Origin of the sequence: Micromonospora zingiberis, assembly GCF_004331455.1 — a bacterium.
GTDB lineage: Bacteria > Actinomycetota > Actinomycetes > Mycobacteriales > Micromonosporaceae > Micromonospora > Micromonospora zingiberis.
In genome coordinates, this window is sequence record NZ_SJJR01000006.1 from 60,800 (window position 1) to 78,855 (window position 18,056).

14 protein-coding genes and 1 pseudogene are annotated in these 18,056 nt (G+C 72.0%); 9 read left to right on the forward strand and 6 right to left on the reverse strand.

The features are described 5' to 3' along the window. Nucleotides 1-119 precede the first annotated feature (119 nt). Nucleotides 120-503, reverse strand: coding sequence for a WhiB family transcriptional regulator (locus E0H26_RS11260; protein WP_131303544.1), 384 nt, complete (start codon nucleotides 501-503; stop codon nucleotides 120-122). Between the two features lie 249 nt (nucleotides 504-752). Between E0H26_RS11260 and E0H26_RS11265 the strand changes: the two genes are divergently transcribed. Next, nucleotides 753-1,547: a helix-turn-helix transcriptional regulator gene (locus tag E0H26_RS11265; protein ID WP_131303545.1), complete on the forward strand. Its 795-nt coding sequence runs from the start codon at nucleotides 753-755 to the stop codon at nucleotides 1,545-1,547. A gap of 64 nt (nucleotides 1,548-1,611) precedes the next feature. On the opposite strand, the gene E0H26_RS11270 is transcribed toward E0H26_RS11265, so the two are convergent. Then, nucleotides 1,612-2,022 (reverse strand): DUF5319 domain-containing protein, encoded by a 411-nt coding sequence (locus E0H26_RS11270; RefSeq protein WP_131303546.1) that lies wholly within the window; start codon nucleotides 2,020-2,022, stop codon nucleotides 1,612-1,614. 209 nt (nucleotides 2,023-2,231) lie between these two features. On the opposite strand from E0H26_RS11270, the gene guaB reads away from it, so the two are divergent. From guaB to E0H26_RS11285, 3 genes are all read left to right on the forward strand, one after another. Beyond that, on the forward strand, nucleotides 2,232-3,794 hold the full coding sequence (gene guaB, locus E0H26_RS11275; RefSeq protein WP_131303547.1) for an IMP dehydrogenase: 1,563 nt from the start codon (nucleotides 2,232-2,234) through the stop codon (nucleotides 3,792-3,794). Nucleotides 3,795-3,833: 39 nt separating this feature from the next. After that, entirely contained in the window at nucleotides 3,834-4,952 is a 1,119-nt protein-coding gene (locus E0H26_RS11280; RefSeq protein WP_131303548.1) for a GuaB3 family IMP dehydrogenase-related protein, read from the forward strand. Between the two features lie 138 nt (nucleotides 4,953-5,090). After that, nucleotides 5,091-6,494, forward strand: coding sequence for a M1 family metallopeptidase (locus E0H26_RS11285; RefSeq protein ID WP_131303755.1), 1,404 nt, complete (start codon nucleotides 5,091-5,093; stop codon nucleotides 6,492-6,494). Between the two features lie 13 nt (nucleotides 6,495-6,507). Here the strand turns inward: E0H26_RS11285 and E0H26_RS11290 are convergent, their stop codons facing one another. Next, entirely contained in the window at nucleotides 6,508-7,584 is a 1,077-nt protein-coding gene (locus tag E0H26_RS11290) for an LCP family protein (RefSeq protein ID WP_240742111.1), read from the reverse strand. Between the two features lie 156 nt (nucleotides 7,585-7,740). Next, on the reverse strand, nucleotides 7,741-9,072 hold the full coding sequence (locus E0H26_RS11295) for a hypothetical protein (RefSeq protein WP_131303549.1): 1,332 nt from the start codon (nucleotides 9,070-9,072) through the stop codon (nucleotides 7,741-7,743). 191 nt (nucleotides 9,073-9,263) lie between these two features. Between E0H26_RS11295 and E0H26_RS11300 the strand changes: the two genes are divergently transcribed. Further along, nucleotides 9,264-10,931: an FAD-dependent oxidoreductase gene (locus E0H26_RS11300; protein WP_131303550.1), complete on the forward strand. Its 1,668-nt coding sequence runs from the start codon at nucleotides 9,264-9,266 to the stop codon at nucleotides 10,929-10,931. Between the two features lie 153 nt (nucleotides 10,932-11,084). Next, nucleotides 11,085-12,641, forward strand: coding sequence for a glutamine-hydrolyzing GMP synthase (guaA, locus tag E0H26_RS11305; protein ID WP_131303551.1), 1,557 nt, complete (start codon nucleotides 11,085-11,087; stop codon nucleotides 12,639-12,641). A 277-nt stretch (nucleotides 12,642-12,918) separates the two neighbouring features. Here guaA and E0H26_RS11310 read toward each other — a convergent pair. Continuing rightward, nucleotides 12,919-13,221, reverse strand: a pseudogene (locus E0H26_RS11310) (PspC domain-containing protein); the annotation flags it as partial. A 144-nt stretch (nucleotides 13,222-13,365) separates the two neighbouring features. On the opposite strand from E0H26_RS11310, the gene E0H26_RS11315 reads away from it, so the two are divergent. The 3 genes from E0H26_RS11315 to E0H26_RS11325 all read left to right on the forward strand — a co-directional run bounded on the left by E0H26_RS11315 (nucleotide 13,366) and on the right by E0H26_RS11325 (nucleotide 16,611). Continuing rightward, nucleotides 13,366-14,313: an NUDIX hydrolase gene (locus tag E0H26_RS11315; protein WP_131303552.1), complete on the forward strand. Its 948-nt coding sequence runs from the start codon at nucleotides 13,366-13,368 to the stop codon at nucleotides 14,311-14,313. Between the two features lie 88 nt (nucleotides 14,314-14,401). Beyond that, nucleotides 14,402-15,307: an NUDIX hydrolase gene (locus E0H26_RS11320; protein WP_131303553.1), complete on the forward strand. Its 906-nt coding sequence runs from the start codon at nucleotides 14,402-14,404 to the stop codon at nucleotides 15,305-15,307. 371 nt (nucleotides 15,308-15,678) lie between these two features. Continuing rightward, complete coding sequence (locus tag E0H26_RS11325) at nucleotides 15,679-16,611, forward strand: CDP-alcohol phosphatidyltransferase family protein (RefSeq protein WP_131303757.1); 933 nt, start codon at nucleotides 15,679-15,681, stop codon at nucleotides 16,609-16,611. A 55-nt stretch (nucleotides 16,612-16,666) separates the two neighbouring features. Here the strand turns inward: E0H26_RS11325 and E0H26_RS11330 are convergent, their stop codons facing one another. Further along, nucleotides 16,667-17,914 carry a phosphatidylserine decarboxylase gene (locus tag E0H26_RS11330; RefSeq protein WP_131303554.1) on the reverse strand — a complete coding sequence of 416 codons (1,248 nt, stop codon included), beginning with the start codon at nucleotides 17,912-17,914 and terminating at the stop codon, nucleotides 16,667-16,669. Nucleotides 17,915-18,056 lie beyond the last annotated feature (142 nt).

Here is an 18,056-nt window from a genome sequence, read left to right on the forward strand (position 1 = left end):
ACGACGCCGGGCGCAGGGTGGCGCCGGGTCCCCGGCGACGGGGCGTTTCCGACACGTCGTCGCCGGGCGCACGGTGACGCCGCGTCCCCGAGGTGGGAACGCGGCGTCGGAGGGCCGGCTCAGGCGACGTTGCGTTGGGTGGGGACGGTCGACCGGTGGCTGCTGCCCAGCCGGGCCTCCAGCCGGGCGACGTCGACCCGGTTCTGTCGGCGGTCGGCGAGATCCTCCCAGCCGACCGCGAGCAGTCGTAGCCGCTCGGCTTCACTGAAGCCACCCCACACCCCGTAGGGCTCGCGTACGGACAGGGCGTGCGCGGCGCACTCGGCCCGGACCGGGCAGGCACGGCAGACGGACTTGGCACCTGACTCGCGGCGCAGTCGCGACGAGCCGCGCTCGCCGTCCGGGTGGAAGAACTGGGCGCTGTCCCGGCCACGGCAGGCACCGAGCCGTTGCCAGTCCCAGAGGTCGTCGATGGGTCCGGGCAGTCTACGTACGTTCGACATCAGCACCCCTCCTCTCGCGCGACCGCGAGATGCTTGTTGCCGGTCTCCGGGTGGCGGGCCGCGCAGGGCACGTTCCCGGCCTGAGCCCCTCGGTACCCGGACCGCTCTGGACTCACACGTCTTTTGATCGGAAAGCTCTGGCGACTTGCGCCATATGCCCTTTCTGTCGGAAAAGTTGGGAGGATTGCCCGGAACCTCCTCCCGAGGATGCCCGGTCATGGTCTGCTCGTTTCCGGAGAGGAGATCGTTGTGCGTACCGTTCTTGTGTGCGTTCGGACGCCGCTCGCTGCACAGCATTTGACTTCTGCAGCGGCGCGGCTCGGACTGTCCGGTGCTGTCCGGACGGCGGTCTCCGATCCCGAGGTGATGCTGCGGCTGGCCGAGCGTCCCGCCGACGTGGTGCTCGCCGACACGGCGTTGACCCGCCCCGACAGCGCCGGCTTCGTCCGCCGGGTGCTGGCTCGCGCGCCGCAGGCCGCCGTGCTGCTGCTCGGGATGGAAGAGTCCGAGGCGGCGGCGGCCACCATCCACGCCGGAGCCCGCGGCCTGATCCAGGGCGTCGACCATGACCTGACCAGCGCGGTCGCCAAGGCGTTGCTGTTGCTGGCCGCCCCCGGACGGGCCAACCGGAACCGGATCGCGGATCCCGCCCGGGACACCGCGGCGGTGGGTAGCCCGAGCCGGCCGGCGGCCGGCGGCCGGCCCGCTGGCGAGAGCTCCCCGAACTGGTCAGCGGCGGACGCGGCGGGCGGCCCGGCGATGGTGCCGGTGCAGCGCGGCGAGGACCCGGCCGAGCCGGACGCCGGGACCGAGTCGACCGCCCCGCCGCCCCGCGCCGACCGGTCCACGGTCGGGCTCACCGAACGGGAGTTGCAGGTGCTGCTCGGCATGGCCGAGGGCAAGAGCAACGCCGAGATCGGCCGTGAGCTGTTCGTCTCCGAAGACACGGTGAAGACCCACGCCCGCCGGCTGTTCCGCAAGCTCGGGGCCCGGGACCGGGCGCACGCGGTGGCCGCCGGCTTCCGCGCCGGCCTGGTCGCCTGAGCGTCGGGCGCGGTGGCCGCGAGTCGCGGGCCGCTGCCGGGTGGGTCGGGGCCAGGTGGGCGGGTCAGTCCCGAGAGGTGGCCTCGTCCTCGGTGCCCTCGCTGAGGGTGTCGTGCACGCCGTCGGCATAGCCGCGCGCGTAGTCCCAGGTGACGTAGTGGTCCGGGTCGGGGTCGTAGGCCGGCTCGTGCACCCGGGGCCGCCCGGAGCTGAGCAGGTGACGCAGGTTTCCGCGGAGCAGGTCCCAGTCGAAGTAGTGCGGCTCCCGGCAGTCCTCGCACTCGATGACGAGCCCGCGTACCCCGATCGGCGCGAGTAGCGCCTGGTAGATCTCCAGGTCGGCGAGATCCTCCAGCACGTCCTGGCGTTCGACGTCGGTCAGCGGGTCGAGCGGCGCGTCGTGGTCGGGATCGTCCAGGCCGGCTGCCGGATCGGCCGGGTCGCCGGTGAACGGGTCCATGGGCTCGTCTTGCACCCCCTCACCGTAGACCCAAGCACCCGCCGATGCCCGTCCCCCGTCGGGTAAGCCGGGCTCCGGGCCGCCGTCGCCGCGCGGGCCGACGCACGCGGGCGCCACCGGAGCGACTAGGTACGATGGGGCTGACGCATCTTCGCCCGGCGTTCGCCGGTGCCCCCCGACACCACCCTCACTGAAGCCCGTTCGAGCAGCTCAGGAGAGCAATCGTGGAGAATTCGCCCCACACCGACCTTTCCGCCGGCATCGATGCTGGCGAGCTGGGCGGCCACCTGCCCGAGCTGCCCGCCGGCTCGGCCCGGGTGGTGCCGCTGGGGCTGACCTTCGACGACGTGCTGCTGCAACCCGGCGAGTCGGACGTGGTGCCCAGTCGGGTGAACACCCTCACCCGACTGACCCGTAACGTCACCCTCTCCATCCCGCTGCTGTCCAGCGCGATGGACACGGTGACCGAGGCGCGGATGGCCATCGCGATGGCCCGCCAGGGCGGCATCGGTGTGCTGCACCGCAATCTCTCCGTGGAGGACCAGGCGCTCCAGGTCGACCTGGTGAAGCGCTCCGAGTCCGGCATGATCACCAACCCGGTGACCGCCAGCCCGGACGACACCCTGCGTGAGGTCGACCAGCTCTGCGGGCGCTACCGCATCTCCGGTGTGCCGGTGGTGGACGCCCAGGGGCAGTTGGTCGGCATCGTCACCAACCGGGACATGCGGTTCGTCTCCGACCCGGCCACGCCGGTCCGCGACATCATGACCCGGGCGCCGCTGATCACCGCGCCGGTCGGGGTGAGCAAGGACGAGGCGCTGGACCTGTTGCGCCAGCACAAGGTCGAGAAGCTGCCGATCGTCGACGGGGCCGGCAAGCTGCGCGGGCTGATCACCGTCAAGGACTTCACCAAGAGCGAGCAGTACCCGAACGCCACCAAGGACGACGCCGGTCGGCTGCGGGTGGCCGCCGCGATCGGGGTCGGCGAGGACGCCTACAAGCGGGCCCGGACGCTTGTCGACGCGGGCGTGGACGTACTCATCGTGGACACCGCGCACGGCCACCAGCGGGCCGTGCTGGAGATGGTCGCCCGGCTGAAGAAGGACGTCGCCCTCGACATCGTCGGCGGCAACGTGGCCACCTACGCCGGCGCGAAGGCGCTTGTCGACGCCGGTGCCGACGGAGTCAAGGTCGGCGTCGGCCCGGGTGCCATCTGCACCACCCGGATCGTGGCCGGCGTCGGCGTGCCGCAGATCACCGCGATCATGGAGGCCGCCCGCGCGGCCCGACCGGCCGGCGTGCCGGTGATCGGGGACGGCGGCATCCAGTACTCCGGCGACATCGCCAAGGCACTGGTGGCCGGGGCCGACACGGTGATGCTCGGCAGCCTGCTGGCCGGCTGCGAGGAGAGCCCCGGCGAGCTGATCTTCGTCAACGGCAAGCAGTTCAAGGCGTACCGGGGGATGGGTTCGCTCGGCGCGATGCAGTCGCGGGGGCAGGCGAAGTCGTACTCCAAGGACCGCTACTTCCAGCAGGACGTGGCCAGCGACGAGAAGTTGGTCCCCGAAGGCGTCGAGGGTCAGGTGCCGTACCGGGGGCCGCTGTCCCGGATGGCCCACCAGCTGATCGGTGGGCTGCGGTCGGCGATGGGGTACGCGGGCGCGGAGAGCATCGCCGAGCTGCACCAGCGTGGCCAGCTGATCCGGATCACCGCGGCCGGGCTCAAGGAGAGCCACCCGCACGACATCCAGATGACCGTCGAGGCACCCAACTACCACACCCGCTGACCTCTCCCACCACCCCCGAACACACCTGGAGTGCCCCACATGCGTGACGTGGTCGAAATCGGGCTGGGCAAGACCGCGCAGCGCGGCTACCACCTGGACGACATCGCCATCGTGCCGAGCCGCCGTACCCGGGACGTGGACGACGTCTCCACCGGCTGGCAGTTGGACGCGTACCAGTTCGGCATCCCCTGCGTGGGGCACCCCTCCGACGCCACGATGAGCCCGGCCTCGGCGGTCCGGCTCGGGCAGCTCGGCGGCCTCGGCGTGCTCAACGTCGAGGGGCTGTGGACCCGCTACGAGAACCCGACCAAGGTGCTGGAGGAGCTGGCCGGTCTGGGCGAGGACGCCCGCGCCACCAAGCGGCTCCAGGAGGTCTACACCGAGCCGATCCGGCCGGATCTGATCACCGAGCGGGTACGTGAGCTGCGTGAGGGCGGCGGCACGGTGGCCGTACGGGTCTCCCCGCAGCACACCCTGGCGCTGGCCCCGGTCATCCTCGACGCGGGCGTCGACATCCTGGTCATCCAGGGCACCATCGTCTCGGCCGAGCACGTCTCGACCACCGACGAACCGCTCAACCTCAAGGAGTTCATCGCCGACCTCGACCTGCCGGTCATCGTCGGCGGCTGCACCGACTACAAGACGGCGCTGCACCTGATGCGGACCGGCGCGGCCGGCGTGATCATCGGCATCGGCGGCGACGAGTGGTCCACCACCGAGTCGGTACTCGGCATCCGGGTGCCGATGGCCACCGCGATCGCCGACGCCGCCGCGGCCCGCCGGGACTACCTGGACGAGACCGGCGGCCGGTACGTGCACCTGATCGCTGACGGTGACATCCGTACCTCCGGCGACATCGCCAAGGCGCTCGGCTGCGGGGCGGACGCGGTGATGCTCGGCGAGCCGCTGTCGCTCTGCGAGGAGGCACCGGCCGGTGGCGCGTGGTGGCACTCGGCCGCCAGCCACCCGTCGCTGCCCCGGGGTGCCTTCGAGGCCGCCGGTGACTCCATCGGCTCGATGGAACGTCTCCTCTTCGGCCCCGCCGACGAGCCGGACGGCCAGCTCAACCTCTTCGGCGGTCTCCGCCGCGCCATGGCCAAGTGCGGCTACCGCGACCTCAAGGAGTTCCAAAAGGTCGGCCTGGTCCTGGACCGCTGACCCCCCACGCCCCTGCCCTGACTTGCGTCGATCATGGAGTTGTGGTCGCCGGTTCGTCCCGGTTCCCGGGTCTATCGCCACGACCACAACTCCATGATCGGCACGGCGGCCGGGCGGTAGGCTCGGCGGGTGAACAGGGTGGTAGGGCGGCAGGTGCGGGCGGTGGCGGTCGCGGTGGTGGCTGCGGTCGCCCTGGTCAGTTGCACCGGGATCGGGCGAGACGACGACGGGTTCCGGCCGGGCAGTGTGGACCTCGCCGACTCGTACGTGCCGGGCAGCGGTAACGGCGGGTACGACGTCGACCACTACCGGCTGGCGGTGCGGTACGACCCGGCGGACGACCAGCTCACCGGTCGGGCCGAGGTCACGGCGACCGCCACCCAGAAACTGTCCCGGTTCAACCTGGACCTGGCCGGCCTGGAGGTCAGTTCGGTCACCGTGGACGGTGCTCCGGCCCGGCACCGGCACGCCGACGGCGAACTGGTCGTCACGCCGGGTCAGGGGCTCGGGACCGGCAGCCGGTTCACCGTCGAGGTGACGTACGCGGGCGTACCGGAGGCGGTCACCGACGGCGTGCTCGGCGGCGGCGGGTTCCAGCACACCGACGACGGCGCGATCGCGCTCGGTCAGCCCCACTCGGCGGCGACCTGGTTCCCGGTCAACGACCACCCCTCCGACAAGGCCACCTACGACATCGAGGTGACGGTCCCCGACGGGCTCGCCGCGCTGAGCAACGGGGTGCCGGGGGAGCGGACCACGGCCGCCGGCTGGACGACCTGGCGCTGGGCCGAGCGTTCGCCGATGGCGAGCTACCTGACCACCCTGGTGATCGGCGACTACCGGGTGGATTCCACCACCCACGACGGCAAGCCGCTGGTCACCGCCGTGCCGACCGGCATGCCGGCGACCGGGCCGCAGGCCCGGTCGCTGTCGCGTACCGGCGAGATTGCCGACTACCTGGCCACCCTCTTCGGGCCGTACCCGTTCGAGGCGTACGGCGGGGTGGTGGTCGCCGACGAGCGGATCGGGTACGCGCTGGAGACCCAGTCCCGGCCGGTCTACGGGCCGGGTTTCTTCCGCAGCGGTCAGCCGAACTACGGCGTGGTCGTCCACGAACTCGCCCATCAGTGGTTCGGCAACAGCGTGGCGTTGGCCCGGTGGAGCGACATCTGGCTCAACGAGGGGTTCGCCAGCTACGCCGAGTGGCTCTGGGAGGAGCACGACGGCGGGCGGAGCGCTCAGCGCAACTTCGAGCTCCAGTACGCCGGGACGGACTGGACCCGGCGCACCCTCGACCCGGGTCCCGGGCAGATGTTCAGCTCCGCCGTCTACAAGCGCGGTGCGCTGGCCGTACACGCACTGCGGCGGACCGTCGGCGACGACGCCTTCTTCGAGATGCTGCGGGCCTGGACCACCGAGCGACGCGACGGCACCGCGACCACCGAGGACTTCGTCGCCCTGGCCGAGCGGATCTCCGGACGCTCGCTGGGCCCGTTCTTCGACACCTGGCTGACCGGCACCACCCCGCCCGCCCTGCCCTGACCCCGACCGCCGGTCAGGGCACCTTGAGCTTCGGGTTGTCGGCGAGGAAGGCGTCGACCCGGCCGGCCCGCAGTTCGGTGAGGAATCGGCGGCCGACCTGGGTCAGTTCCTCACCCCGGTAGGAGCCGCCCCGGCCGACGGCCGCGCCGGGCAGGCCGACCAGGGTGATCGCCTCCGGCGACAACCCACCGAGGGCGTACGCGAAGTCCACGATCCGCCGCCCGCCGACGTAGACCAGCATGTCGCCGAGCGCCGCCACCACCTGCTCGACCCGCTCCGGTTGCCGGGCCAGGTCCGCGTCGAGGATCTTGCCGACCAGTGCCCGGATCAGCTGCTGCTGGTGGCGCTGCCGGGTGTAGTCGCCGCCGGGCAGGTAGCGCTGCCGGGCGTAGTCCAGCGCCTGCCAGCCGTTGAGGTGCCGGTCACCGGGTTCGTAGACCATCTGCGGCCCGGTGTAACCACCCACGCCCGGCCCGGGGGAGCGATGCTTGCCGTCCGGTTGGCGGTGTCGTGAGACGACCCGCTGGTCGACCTCGATGTCGACGCCGCCGAGGCTGTCCACCAGCTTGTCGAAGCCGCCGAAGGTGAGCACCGCGCCGGCGTCGATGCGCAGCCCGGTGTAGTCGCTGACCACCTGGCTCAGCAGGTCGTACCCCTGGGCCGGGTCCGGTCGCTTGGGCCGGTCCGGCACCCGGCTGCCGTAGCTCATCGCGTTGGTGAGCTTGGTCCGCCCACCCCGGTAGCCGGCCGGCTCGAACGCCGGGATGTCCACCACCAGGTCGCGGGGGAGCGAGAAGAGGTACGCCTCGGACAGACCGGCTGGTACGTGCAGGATGAGCACGGCGTCGGCGTGCGGCTCCCAACCCGGCACGCTGACCCGGGTGTCGATGCCGACCAGCAGCAGGTTGAGCGGGCCGGTGATGTCGGCCCCCGGCGGCGGGCTCGGGCTGGGGCTGGGGCTGGGTGACGTGCTCGGGCTGCCGGTGGTGGCGGCCGGTGTCGTCTGCTCGTCGTCGGGGCCCCGCGTCGTCACCGCCCCGATCACCGTGATCACCACGATGGTGACCAGACCGGCCAGCACCAGCGTCAACCACCTCCGGTTCCCTCCCCACAACGTCCACGAGTGCGTTGAGCCGCCGAAAGGCCCACTGCGCTGATCCACGGTCGGGAACCTTTCGTCAGGGGTTGGAGTAGATCGTGGTGATCCGGAGAGGGCGGGCCCCCGGTCATCCCGGGGGCCCGACGGTCACTGCACGAAGATCTTCTTACTGGTCGCGGCCTGGAAGTTGGCCGGGTTACCCGGGTACCGCGCTCGCCACCAGCCGGAACGGTTCTCGGTCAGCCAGCCCTCGAACTCGTAGCCCGTGCCGTCCCAGTACGACTGGTCGTCGTCGCCAACGGTGACCCAATCACCGCTGCCGGTCTCGGAGAATTGAAACTCGACCGGAATGGTCCCCGGCGTCATGTGCCCCGGGAACTGGACGTGCCCGTACAGGTGCACCCTGCCGTCCGCCTCGCGTGAGGCGGTGAAGTCCGAGATCGACGACGGCTGGAGCACGGCGATCGCCACGTCCCGCTGGCTGCGAGCCACGTACGGGTCCCGGTAACCGTCCGGCCGGTCCGGCGCGGAGTAGGCGGCGCGTAGGGTCGTGCTCGCGTACGGCGTCACGGTCAGCGTGTAGGTGCCGTCGGCGGCGACCGGCTGGCCGTCGAGGTAATCGCAGATGTCCTGAGCGTTGCAGGAGAGCAGGTTGACCCGACCGGTGGAGACCGGCGTCCAGCCGTCCGGGGTCTTCCACGTGGCCGCCCCGGAGACGGTGACCGACTCGCCGGCCTTCACCCTCTTGGCCGAGACCGTCGCGGTCACGTTGGTCGCGCGCGGCTTGATCGCGACAACCGGTGTGTCATAGGACGACGACAGGTGATGCGGCCGGGCCGGGTCGTACGGGTAGTTGACGAAGATCGTGCGGTCGCCGTCGACGATCGGCACCGCCGCGGTGAACTTGCCGTCCGCGCCGGTGGTCGTCTCGTGCCAGTCGTTGTTCAGCAGGGAGATGGGGGCGCCGGCCACCCGCCGGATTTCCATCGAGCCGGGCTGGCGGCCTTTGAGTACGCCGGTCACGGTGACCGACCGCCTCTCGTAGGTCGCCGTGGCCGGTTTGACCGTGACCGAGTCGATGTACGTCACGACCACGTACGCCAAGCTCCCGGCATTCGTCACGCGGGTGGTGACGCCGTTGGTGTCGGTCACCTCGACGTCCACCGGGTAGTAGCCCAACTGGGGCAGGATGAACGGCTCCTGCGTGGCCCACACCTGGGTCTCGTCCTCGGGCTCGCCACGGTAGCGCCAGAACGAGTCGGTGGAGGCGATGACCTCGCCGGTGTTGCTCTTGACGTCGGCGTGCACCTTGGACACTCCGTCGGCTGACCGGATGCCGACGAGCAGGACGCCGGTGTTTCCCTCGAATTCGCTGATCGCGTACTGGATCTGCGGGCCGGACGCGGCCTGCGCCGCCGCCGGGACCGCGAAGACCGTAAGCGCCACCAGCGCGGCCATGACGAGCCGAGCCGTTCTCATGTTGAGCCTCCCCGTTTGAATGTCGCTCACATCGAACGGTCGCATTGTATGGACCGGTTGCGACAACTGGTCGAACGCCGTGGTGCGGCTCCGGGGTTGTCTCCCGGCCCGACGAAGTCGGCGCGTTCGCGCTGCAAGATCGCCTGGAATTCGTCCTGGTGCGGGGGCTACTCGCGAGTAATGATGCCTGCATGCGGTACGACGTGGTGGTCATCGGGTCGGGCTTCGGCGGTAGCGTGGCCGCGCTGCGGCTGGCCGAGAAGGGCTACTCGGTCGGCGTGCTGGAGGCGGGCCGTCGGTTCGCCGACGACGAGTTCCCGGAGACCTCGTGGCGGCTGCGGCGGTTCCTCTGGGCCCCGAAGCTGGGCTGCTTCGGGCTGCAACGGCTCACCCTGCTGCGGGCGGCTGACCGGCGGGCCGGCGGCGGGGTGCTGGTGCTGTCCGGGTCGGGGGTCGGCGGCGGTTCCCTGGTGTACGCCAACACGCTGTACGAACCGCTGGACGCCTGCTACGCCGACCCGCAGTGGGGCGACATCACCGACTGGCGGGCCGAACTCGCCCCGCACTTCGCCCAGGCGAAGCGGATGCTCGGGGTTACCACGTACCCGATCGTGACGGCCGCCGACCGGGCGATGCGGCGGGTGGCCGACCGGATGGGGGTGGGGGACACCTTCCATCCCACTCCGGTCGGCGTGCACCTCGGACGGCCGGGGGAGCGGGTGGCGGACCCGTACTTCGGCGGTGCCGGCCCCGAGCGCACCGGCTGCACGCACTGTGGCGCCTGCATGACCGGTTGCCGGGTCGGCGCGAAGAACACCCTGGTCAAGAACTACCTGTGGCTGGCCGAACGGCTCGGCGCCCAGGTGCACCCGTTGACCACGGTGACCGCCGTACAGCCGTCCGGCGACGGGTACGCGGTGCACACCGAACGCACCGGCGCCTGGCTGCGCAAACGCCGCCAGGTGAGCTACGCCGACCAGGTGGTCTTCGCCGCCGGTGCGCTCGGCACCCAGCGGCTGCTGCACGAGATGCGGGAGCGCGGTGCGCTGCCCAAGCTCTCGCCGAAACTGGGTGAGCTGACCCGGACGAACTCGGAGGCGATCCTCGGCGCCTCGGTGCCGCGTCGGCGGGCCCGGGCCGGGGGAGTGGACTTCACCGAGGGGGTGGCGATCACCAGTTCGTTCCATCCCGATCCGCAGACCCACATCGAGCCGGTCCGCTACGGACGGGGCGCGAACCTGATGGGGCTGCTCCAGACCCTGCTGGTCGACGGCGGGCCACACCGGGTACGCCGCTGGCTCGGCCAGCTCGTCCGGCACCCCTGGCAGGCCGTTCGGATGCTGTCGGTGCGCAACTGGTCGGAGCGTACGGTGATCGCCCTGGTGATGCAGTCGGCGGACAACTCGCTGACCACCCGGCTGTGGCGCGGGCCGCTGGGCCCTCGACTGGTCGCCGCGCCCGGCCACGGCACCCCCAACCCGACCTGGATCCCCGCTGGCAACCGGGCGGCCCGGCTGCTCGCCGAGGAGATCGGCGGTACGCCGGGCGGCGCGCTGACCGAGCCGTTCGACATCCCGATGACCGCGCACATCCTCGGCGGCGCGGTGATCGGGGCCACCCCGGACGACGGAGTGATCGACCCGTACCACCGCGTCTACGGCCACCCCGGCCTGCACGTCGTCGACGGCGCCGCCGTCTCGGCCAACCTCGGCGTCAACCCCTCCCTCACCATCACCGCCCAAGCCGAACGCGCCATGTCCCGCTGGCCCAACAAGAACGACCCCGACCTCCGCCCCCCACTGGGCTCCCCCTACCACCCCCTCCCACCCATCCCCCCACACCACCCCGCCCTCCCCTGACCCCCGCGATCTTGCAGTTGCTGTCGGGGTAAAAGGGTGCATAAGCCGCGCATGTGCGACCAGAAGTGCAAGATCGGCGGGGCGACGGCGGGGCGAAGGGTGGGGGTGGGGTGGGGGAGGGGAGGGGGGTGACTGTGGGTAGGCTTGCTGCACATGAGCCTGCCGCGTCCTGTCCTCGTGGTCGACTTCGGTGCCCAGTACGCCCAGCTGATCGCGCGTCGGGTGCGTGAGGCAAAGGTCTACTCCGAGATCGTTCCGCACTCCATGCCGGTGGCCGAGATGCTGGCCCGCAACCCGGCCGCGATCATCCTCTCCGGCGGGCCGGCGAGCGTCTACGAGCCGGACGCCCCGCAGGTGGACGACGGGCTGTTCAAGACGGGAGTGCCCGTCTTCGGCATCTGCTACGGGTTCCAGGCGATGGCCCGGGCCCTCGGTGGCACGGTGGCCCGCACCGGCAACCGGGAGTACGGCGGCACCCCGCTGCGTCCCCGCCTGCTCGACCCCGGCGTACTGCTCCGGGACCTGCCGGCCGACCTGCCGGTCTGGATGAGTCACGGCGACTGCGTCACCGAGGCGCCGGAGGGCTTCACGGTGACCGCCGAGTCCGCGGGCGCGCCGGTCGCCGCCTTCGAGGACCTCGCCGGTCGGCGGGCCGGCGTGCAGTTCCACCCCGAGGTGGGGCACACCGCGCACGGGCAGGAGATGCTGACCCGCTTCCTGTACGAGATCGCCGAGATCGAGCCGACCTGGACGCCCGAGAACATCATCGACGAGCAGGTGGCCCGGATCCGCGAGCAGGTCGGCGACAAGGAGGTCATCTGCGGCCTCAGCGGCGGGGTGGACTCCGCGGTCGCCGCCGCGCTTGTGCACAAGGCCGTCGGAGACCAGCTCACCTGCGTGTTCGTCGACCACGGCCTGTTGCGTGCCGGTGAGGCCGAGCAGGTGGAGAAGGACTACGTCGCCGCCACCGGCATCAAGCTGAAGGTGGTCGACGCGGCCGACCGGTTCCTCGGCGCGCTGGCCGGGGTGACCGATCCGGAGCAGAAGCGGAAGATCATCGGCCGGGAGTTCATCCGGGTCTTCGAGGCCGCCGCCCGGGAGATCGCCTCGCACGGCGACGTGGAGTTCCTGGTGCAGGGCACCCTCTACCCGGACGTGGTCGAGTCCGGTGGTGGCACCGGCACCGCCAACATCAAGAGCCACCACAACGTCGGCGGGCTGCCCGAAGACCTGAAGTTCGCGCTGGTCGAGCCGCTGCGCACGCTGTTCAAGGACGAGGTCCGGGCGCTCGGTCTGCAACTCGGCCTGCCCGAGGCGATGGTCTGGCGCCACCCGTTCCCCGGCCCCGGCCTGGCCATCCGGATCATCGGCGCGGTCGACCAGGAGCGGCTGGACCTGCTGCGCCGGGCCGACTTCATCGCCCGGCAGGAGTTGAGCGCCGCCGGCCTCGACCGGGACGTCTGGCAGTTCCCGGTGGTACTGCTGGCCGACGTGCGTAGCGTCGGGGTGCAGGGCGACGGGCGTAGCTACGGACATCCCGTGGTGCTGCGCCCGGTCTCCAGCGAGGACGCGATGACCGCCGACTGGTCCCGGCTGCCCTACGACGTGATCGCCCGGATCTCCACCCGGATCACCAACGAGGTTGCCGAGGTGAACCGGGTGGTCCTGGACGTCACCAGCAAGCCGCCGGGCACCATCGAGTGGGAGTGACGCCGGCTCAGGCCGGCGGCTGAGGTGTCGTCCGGGCCGCCGGCTCCGGGTCGACGGTCGCCGGTCGTACGGCCGGCTCGGTCGTCGGGTCCGGTCCGATCGACGGCGCGGGAGCGGACGGCGCTGCCGGTGCGGTCGGCGGCGCCGGGTCGGACTGCGGTGCGGGGACGGTCGGCGCCGGGTCGGACTGCGGTGCGGTCGGTGCCGGGCCGTGCGGTGGTGCCGGCGCGGTCGGTGCCGGTGCGCCGCCCGGTGCCGGGAAGGGCCAGGCCGGGTGCGGAGTGGGTGCCGCCGGGCCGGCAGGCTGCGGCGGACCGTAGGCCGGGCCGTGCGGCGCGGCGCCCGCCGGGTGCGGCCAGGCGGGCGCGGTGGCCGGCTCCTCGGGCATCAGGAACCACATGATCGGGTACGCCAGCGCGGCGATCCCGCCGGTGAGCAGCGTGCCGACCGCGAACCCGACGCGGACCAGGGTCGGATCGACGCCGAAGTAACGGCCGAGGCCGCTGGCCACCCCGGCGACCATCCGATCGGTGGTCGGGCGGCGCAGTTGCTTGTACGGGGCATGCGGTGTGGAAGTCATGCCTCCACGGTCCCCGCCTCGGGGCGCATCGACCTCGGTGACCGCCCGGATCAATACCCTGACTTGCGCCTCAGGGGGGAGTGATCAGTCAGGAATCCGACTCTTTTCCGCGCCGGTAACGGGTCACGAGGAGAATTTGGCTCCGTGACCACCATGCTGGAGCCGCTGCGCAGGATCGCGGCATACGCAGTCTGTACTGATTCGGTAGACCGAGTGTTGCTGGTTCGCGCATCGGAGCGCTCCGGCACCCCCGGTACGTGGTCCCTGCCCGGTGGGGCGGTCGACCACGGCGAGGATCCTCACCACACCGTCGTCCGTGAAACCGCCGCCGAGACAGGTCTGTCGGTCTCCGTCGCCAGCCTCCAGGACGTGCTGGCCGACATGCGGGCACTGCCCGAGCGCGGCATCACCATCCACACCGACCGACTGGTCTACCAGGTCTCGGTCCGGGGTGGTTCCCTGACCGACCGGGTCGACCGGCCGACCGACCTGGCCCGCTGGTTCACCCTCGACGAGGCCCGGGCGTTGCCGCTGCGCTCGTTCACCGCGCGGGCGCTCGGGCTGCCCGCCTCCTCGGCGGACATCGTGCCCGACGAGGCGCCGGAGTTCCCTTCCTTCTACGCGGTACCCGGCCCGGACGGTCTGCACCGCGCGCAGCGCTTCGCCGCGTACGCGGTGGTCACCGACCCGGACGGTCGGGTGCTGTTGACCCGGGTCTCGGATGGCTACCCGGGGGCGGGCTGCTGGCATCTGCCGGGCGGCGGCACCGACTACGGGGAGCAGCCAGGTGCCGCGCTGATTCGGGAACTGGTCGAGGAGACCGGGCAGACCGGGCGCCTGATCGGACTGCTCGGTGTCGCCAGCCACCGGGACGCGGCATCGCTGGGCCCGGAGGGCTACCCGATCGACTGGCACGGCGTGCGTGCCTTCTACCGGGTGGTGGTCGACAAGCCGGCTCCGCCCACGGTCGGCGACGTCGGCGGCTCCACCTGTGAAGCCCGCTGGTTCGGCCGCGAAGAACTGGGCGCCCTCCCCACCGACCGGCTCACCGAGGTGACCGCCGAAGCAGTGCAGGCCGCCCGCCTCACCTGAGGCATGTGGTCGATCATGAGGTTGGCGGCCGATCTCCCCACCGACCGTCAGCTTCATGATCGATCGACGCACGCCCTAGGGTCGAGGCGTGGAACAGTTGCGGCGGGTGGGGGCGTACGGGGTGGTGCGCGACCCCAGCGGGCGGATGCTGCTCGCCCGGGGGTCTGCGCGGTCCGACTTCCCCGGGGTGTGGTCGCTGCCGGGCGGTGGCCTGGAGCATGCCGAGCATCCGGCGCAGGCGGTGGTCCGCGAGGTCGCCGAGGAGACCGGGCTGGCCGTCGAGGTGACCGGGTTGCGGGCGGTGGTCGCGGACGTGGTGCCGTACCCCGACCAGGGGGTGGCCCTGCACACGGACCGGGTGCTGTTCGACGTGACGCCGGTGGGCGGCACGCTGCGCGCCGAGCGGGACGGCAGCACCGATCTGGCTCGTTGGCTGACGCCCGCCGAGGTGGCCGGGTTGCCGCTGCTGCCGTTCACCGCCGAGGCTCTCGGCCTGCCGGTCGTACCGCTGCCGTCCGGGGCGCTGCGCCGGCAGGAGCCGTTCGATCCGCCGGAGGTCGGCCGGCGGCAGCGCTTCGGGGCGTACGGGTTGGTCACCGACCCGGCCGGGCGGGTACTGCTGGCGTTGATCGCGGACGGCTACCCGGGTGCCGGGCAGTGGCATCTGCCGGGTGGCGGCACGGACCATGGTGAGCAGCCTGTCACCGCGCTGCTACGCGAACTGGTCGAGGAGTCCGGCCAACTGGGTCGGGTGATCGAACTCATCGGGCTGGACAATCTGCACACTCCGGCCGCGCTCGGTCCGGAGGGTTACCCCATCGACTGGCATGGCATCCGCGTCGTCTACCGGGTGTCGGTCGACGTTCCGACTGAGCCGGCCGTGACCGAACTGGCCGGCGGATCCACCGCCCGTGCCGCCTGGTTCACCCAGGCTGAACTGCGAGGACTGCCGCTGACGGAGATCGCCGCCGGGGCCCTGGCGACAGTCGGGTAGCCGTCCCGGCGGGCGGTTGTCCGCCGTCTGCTCGACAGCCCGGGAGGGCGGCCTCCGGTACAGTCGAAGGCAGGGCTGACGGAGGAAAACGGGCGATGATGCCCTGGATTGGAACAACCGCGCGGTTCGTGCGGTTAGGGGAGATATAAGTACCGCCGGCAGCTATCGCCAATCCCCACCCCCCTGTGCGATGGTGTACTCCGCAAAATGGGCTGCCGGACCAGGAAGGTCCGGCACGAGACAGCCGGACACCCCGCCCCGCACGGGCGGCCAGCTGATCCGGTGATGGAGGAAACGTGCCGAGAGCCCCATGGCGCCGGCGTCGTACGACTGACAGCCCGCGTCCCGCAGGGCGAAGCTGGACGGGCCCGCTGCGCCGCAGCGGCACCCTTGCCCGTCAGGTCCTGCTGGTCCGCGTCGGCCGCCGAGCTGGCGAACTGCGCGGCGCGACCGACGCCCTGCCCGAGCCCCGGTATTCGGACCACCCCCGCCGCCGCTACGGCCTACAGCGGTTCCACCGGACCCGGATCGAGGCGATCGCCCCGGTCAGCCCCGCGGTCGGGCCGGCCCCGCTGGTCGAGGCCCCGGCGGTCGAGGAGCCGGCGGCCACCGCCATCCCGCTGCTGCCCGGCGAGCGGACAATGGCCCGCCGGGTGAAGTTCGCGCTGGTCAACGCCTGCACCCTGGCCAGCCTGCTGCTCGGCATCAACGCGATCTTCGTTGCCATGCGGGGCGACGTACGACTCGCCGCCTTCCTCCTGATCGCCTGTGTCGTCTTCGACGGCCTGGACGGCGCGCTGGCCCGCAGGCTCGGCGTGTCCAGCCCGTTCGGCGCCCAGATGGACTCGCTGGCCGACATGTGCTCGTTCGGCCTCGCCGCGCCCGTGGTGGTCTACGCCTCGCTCGCCGGTGAGGTTCCGGCAGCCGCCGCCGGAGTGGCCGCCGCGCTCGTCGCGGCCTGCGCCGCGATCCGGCTCGCCCGGTTCAACGTCTCGCCCAAGGACGGCCGGTTCTTCTGCGGCGTACCGACCACGATGGCGGCGGCCGTGCTCGCCCTGATGGTGGTGATCGGCCTGCCGGTGCCCGGTGCGGTACAGATCGCCGGGGTGGCGCTGCTCGCCTTCACCATGGTCAGCAGCTTCCCGTACGCCAAGCTCGCCCGGCTGGTCACACTGCCGCCGTGGGTCTGGCTCGCTCCGGTGGTCGGCGCGCTGATCGACGCGCGGCTCACCTTCGGCCTGATCGTGGTGGGCTACCTGATCAGCGGGCCGGTGCTCTGGCTGCGCCAGCGTCGCACCATCTGATCCCGTACCCGAAAAGGGGCGTCGCGGTCGACCGCGACGCCCCTTTTGGTGTCGGTCAGCGCCAGCGGGCGATGACGGTCGACCCGCCGACCACCTTGTCGCCGGGCCCGACCAGCGGGTCGGCGGCCTCCACCGGCAGGTAGACGTCGGTCCGCGAGCCGAACCGGATCAGCCCGAACCGCTCGCCCCGCGCCAGCAGCGCGCCGACCGGGGCCCGCTGCACGATCCGCCGCGCGATCAGGCCGGTCCGCTGCGCCACGACCACCGTGCCGTGCGTGGTGTCCAGCACCGTGTACGCGGCCACGTTGTGCTCCGCGTCCGGCTTCATCGCGTTGACGAAGCCACCGTCGGCGACGAAGTAGTCCACCACCTTGCCGGCCACCGGAGCGCGGTTGACGTGCACGTCGAGCACCGACAGGAAGACCGCGATCCGCAGGAACTCGCCGTCACCGAAGCGCTCGTCATGCAGCCGCTGCACCGACAGGACCTGGCCGTCGGCAGCGGCCACCACCGCCGACGGGTCCTCCGGCACGTCCCGCTCCGGATCGCGGAAGAACGCGGCCACCGGCGCGGCGGCCAGCGCGGGCACCAGCCACAGCTTCGACTTCGGTCGGGCCAACCGGGCCAGCGCGGCCAGCCCGAGGGCGATGCCGGCGGCGGCCACACCGTTGGAGTCGATGTGCATGCCACGGGTCAGCGGCACGCTCGACGGGCGGTAGGCCGGGGCGAGACGCTCCGCCGTCGCGGCGTCGGCGGGGGTGAAGCGGAGCCGGAACACGCGCACCGGCTCCGGGTTGCGCAGCACCAGGTCGACACCGACGCCGTACAGCGCACCCTGGCGCTCCAACTCGGCGGCGGCGCCGGCGGTCCGGGCGACGGCGGTGGCCACGCTGAGCACCGCGCCGTCGGCCAGGTACTTGGTGAGCGTCTCGATGGTGCCGCGCGCCTCCTCGGCAGTGCCGGTCAGCGCCTCGCCGGCGACGACCACCGCAGCCGGTTCGGCCTCGGCGAGGCTGTCCACGACCCGGACCCGATCGGCGACCCAGCGTCCCTGGGCGGTGACATGCTCGCGTAGTGCCGTGGGGCTGACCGACTCGCTCGGCACCACGGTGAGGGTGTCGCCAGGCAGCAGCCCGTCGATGGCCGCGGCCAGCACCGCGGACTCCGGCGCCGCGCCGACCAGCAGGGCGGCCTTGGGGTCGTTGATCCGGGCGAGCTCGGCGACGAGGGTACGGGCGGCACGCTCGCCGAGGCGGACCGGGCCGGACCGGCCGGCGGCACGTACGCCGGGGAACTGGGTCATGTCGAACGGGCTCCTGACGGGATAGAGGCGACTGACGCGAGATCACCGCCCGGCGGCGAGGTCGGCCCGGCCGCGAGCGGCCCGCGCGAGCCGGTGACCCGCGCAGGATGCCCCGCGACGTGGGCCGGCCGGCGAAGGCGGG

Coding starts and splice junctions, on each gene's coding strand:
- E0H26_RS11260 (WP_131303544.1), bottom strand. CDS start 503: ATGTCGAACGTACGTAGACTGCCCGGACCCATCGACGACCTCTGGGAC.
- E0H26_RS11280 (WP_131303548.1), top strand. CDS start 3,834: ATGCGTGACGTGGTCGAAATCGGGCTGGGCAAGACCGCGCAGCGCGGC.
- E0H26_RS11295 (WP_131303549.1), bottom strand. CDS start 9,072: ATGAGAACGGCTCGGCTCGTCATGGCCGCGCTGGTGGCGCTTACGGTC.
- E0H26_RS11300 (WP_131303550.1), top strand. CDS start 9,264: ATGCGGTACGACGTGGTGGTCATCGGGTCGGGCTTCGGCGGTAGCGTG.
- guaA (WP_131303551.1), top strand. CDS start 11,085: ATGAGCCTGCCGCGTCCTGTCCTCGTGGTCGACTTCGGTGCCCAGTAC.
- E0H26_RS11330 (WP_131303554.1), bottom strand. CDS start 17,914: ATGACCCAGTTCCCCGGCGTACGTGCCGCCGGCCGGTCCGGCCCGGTC.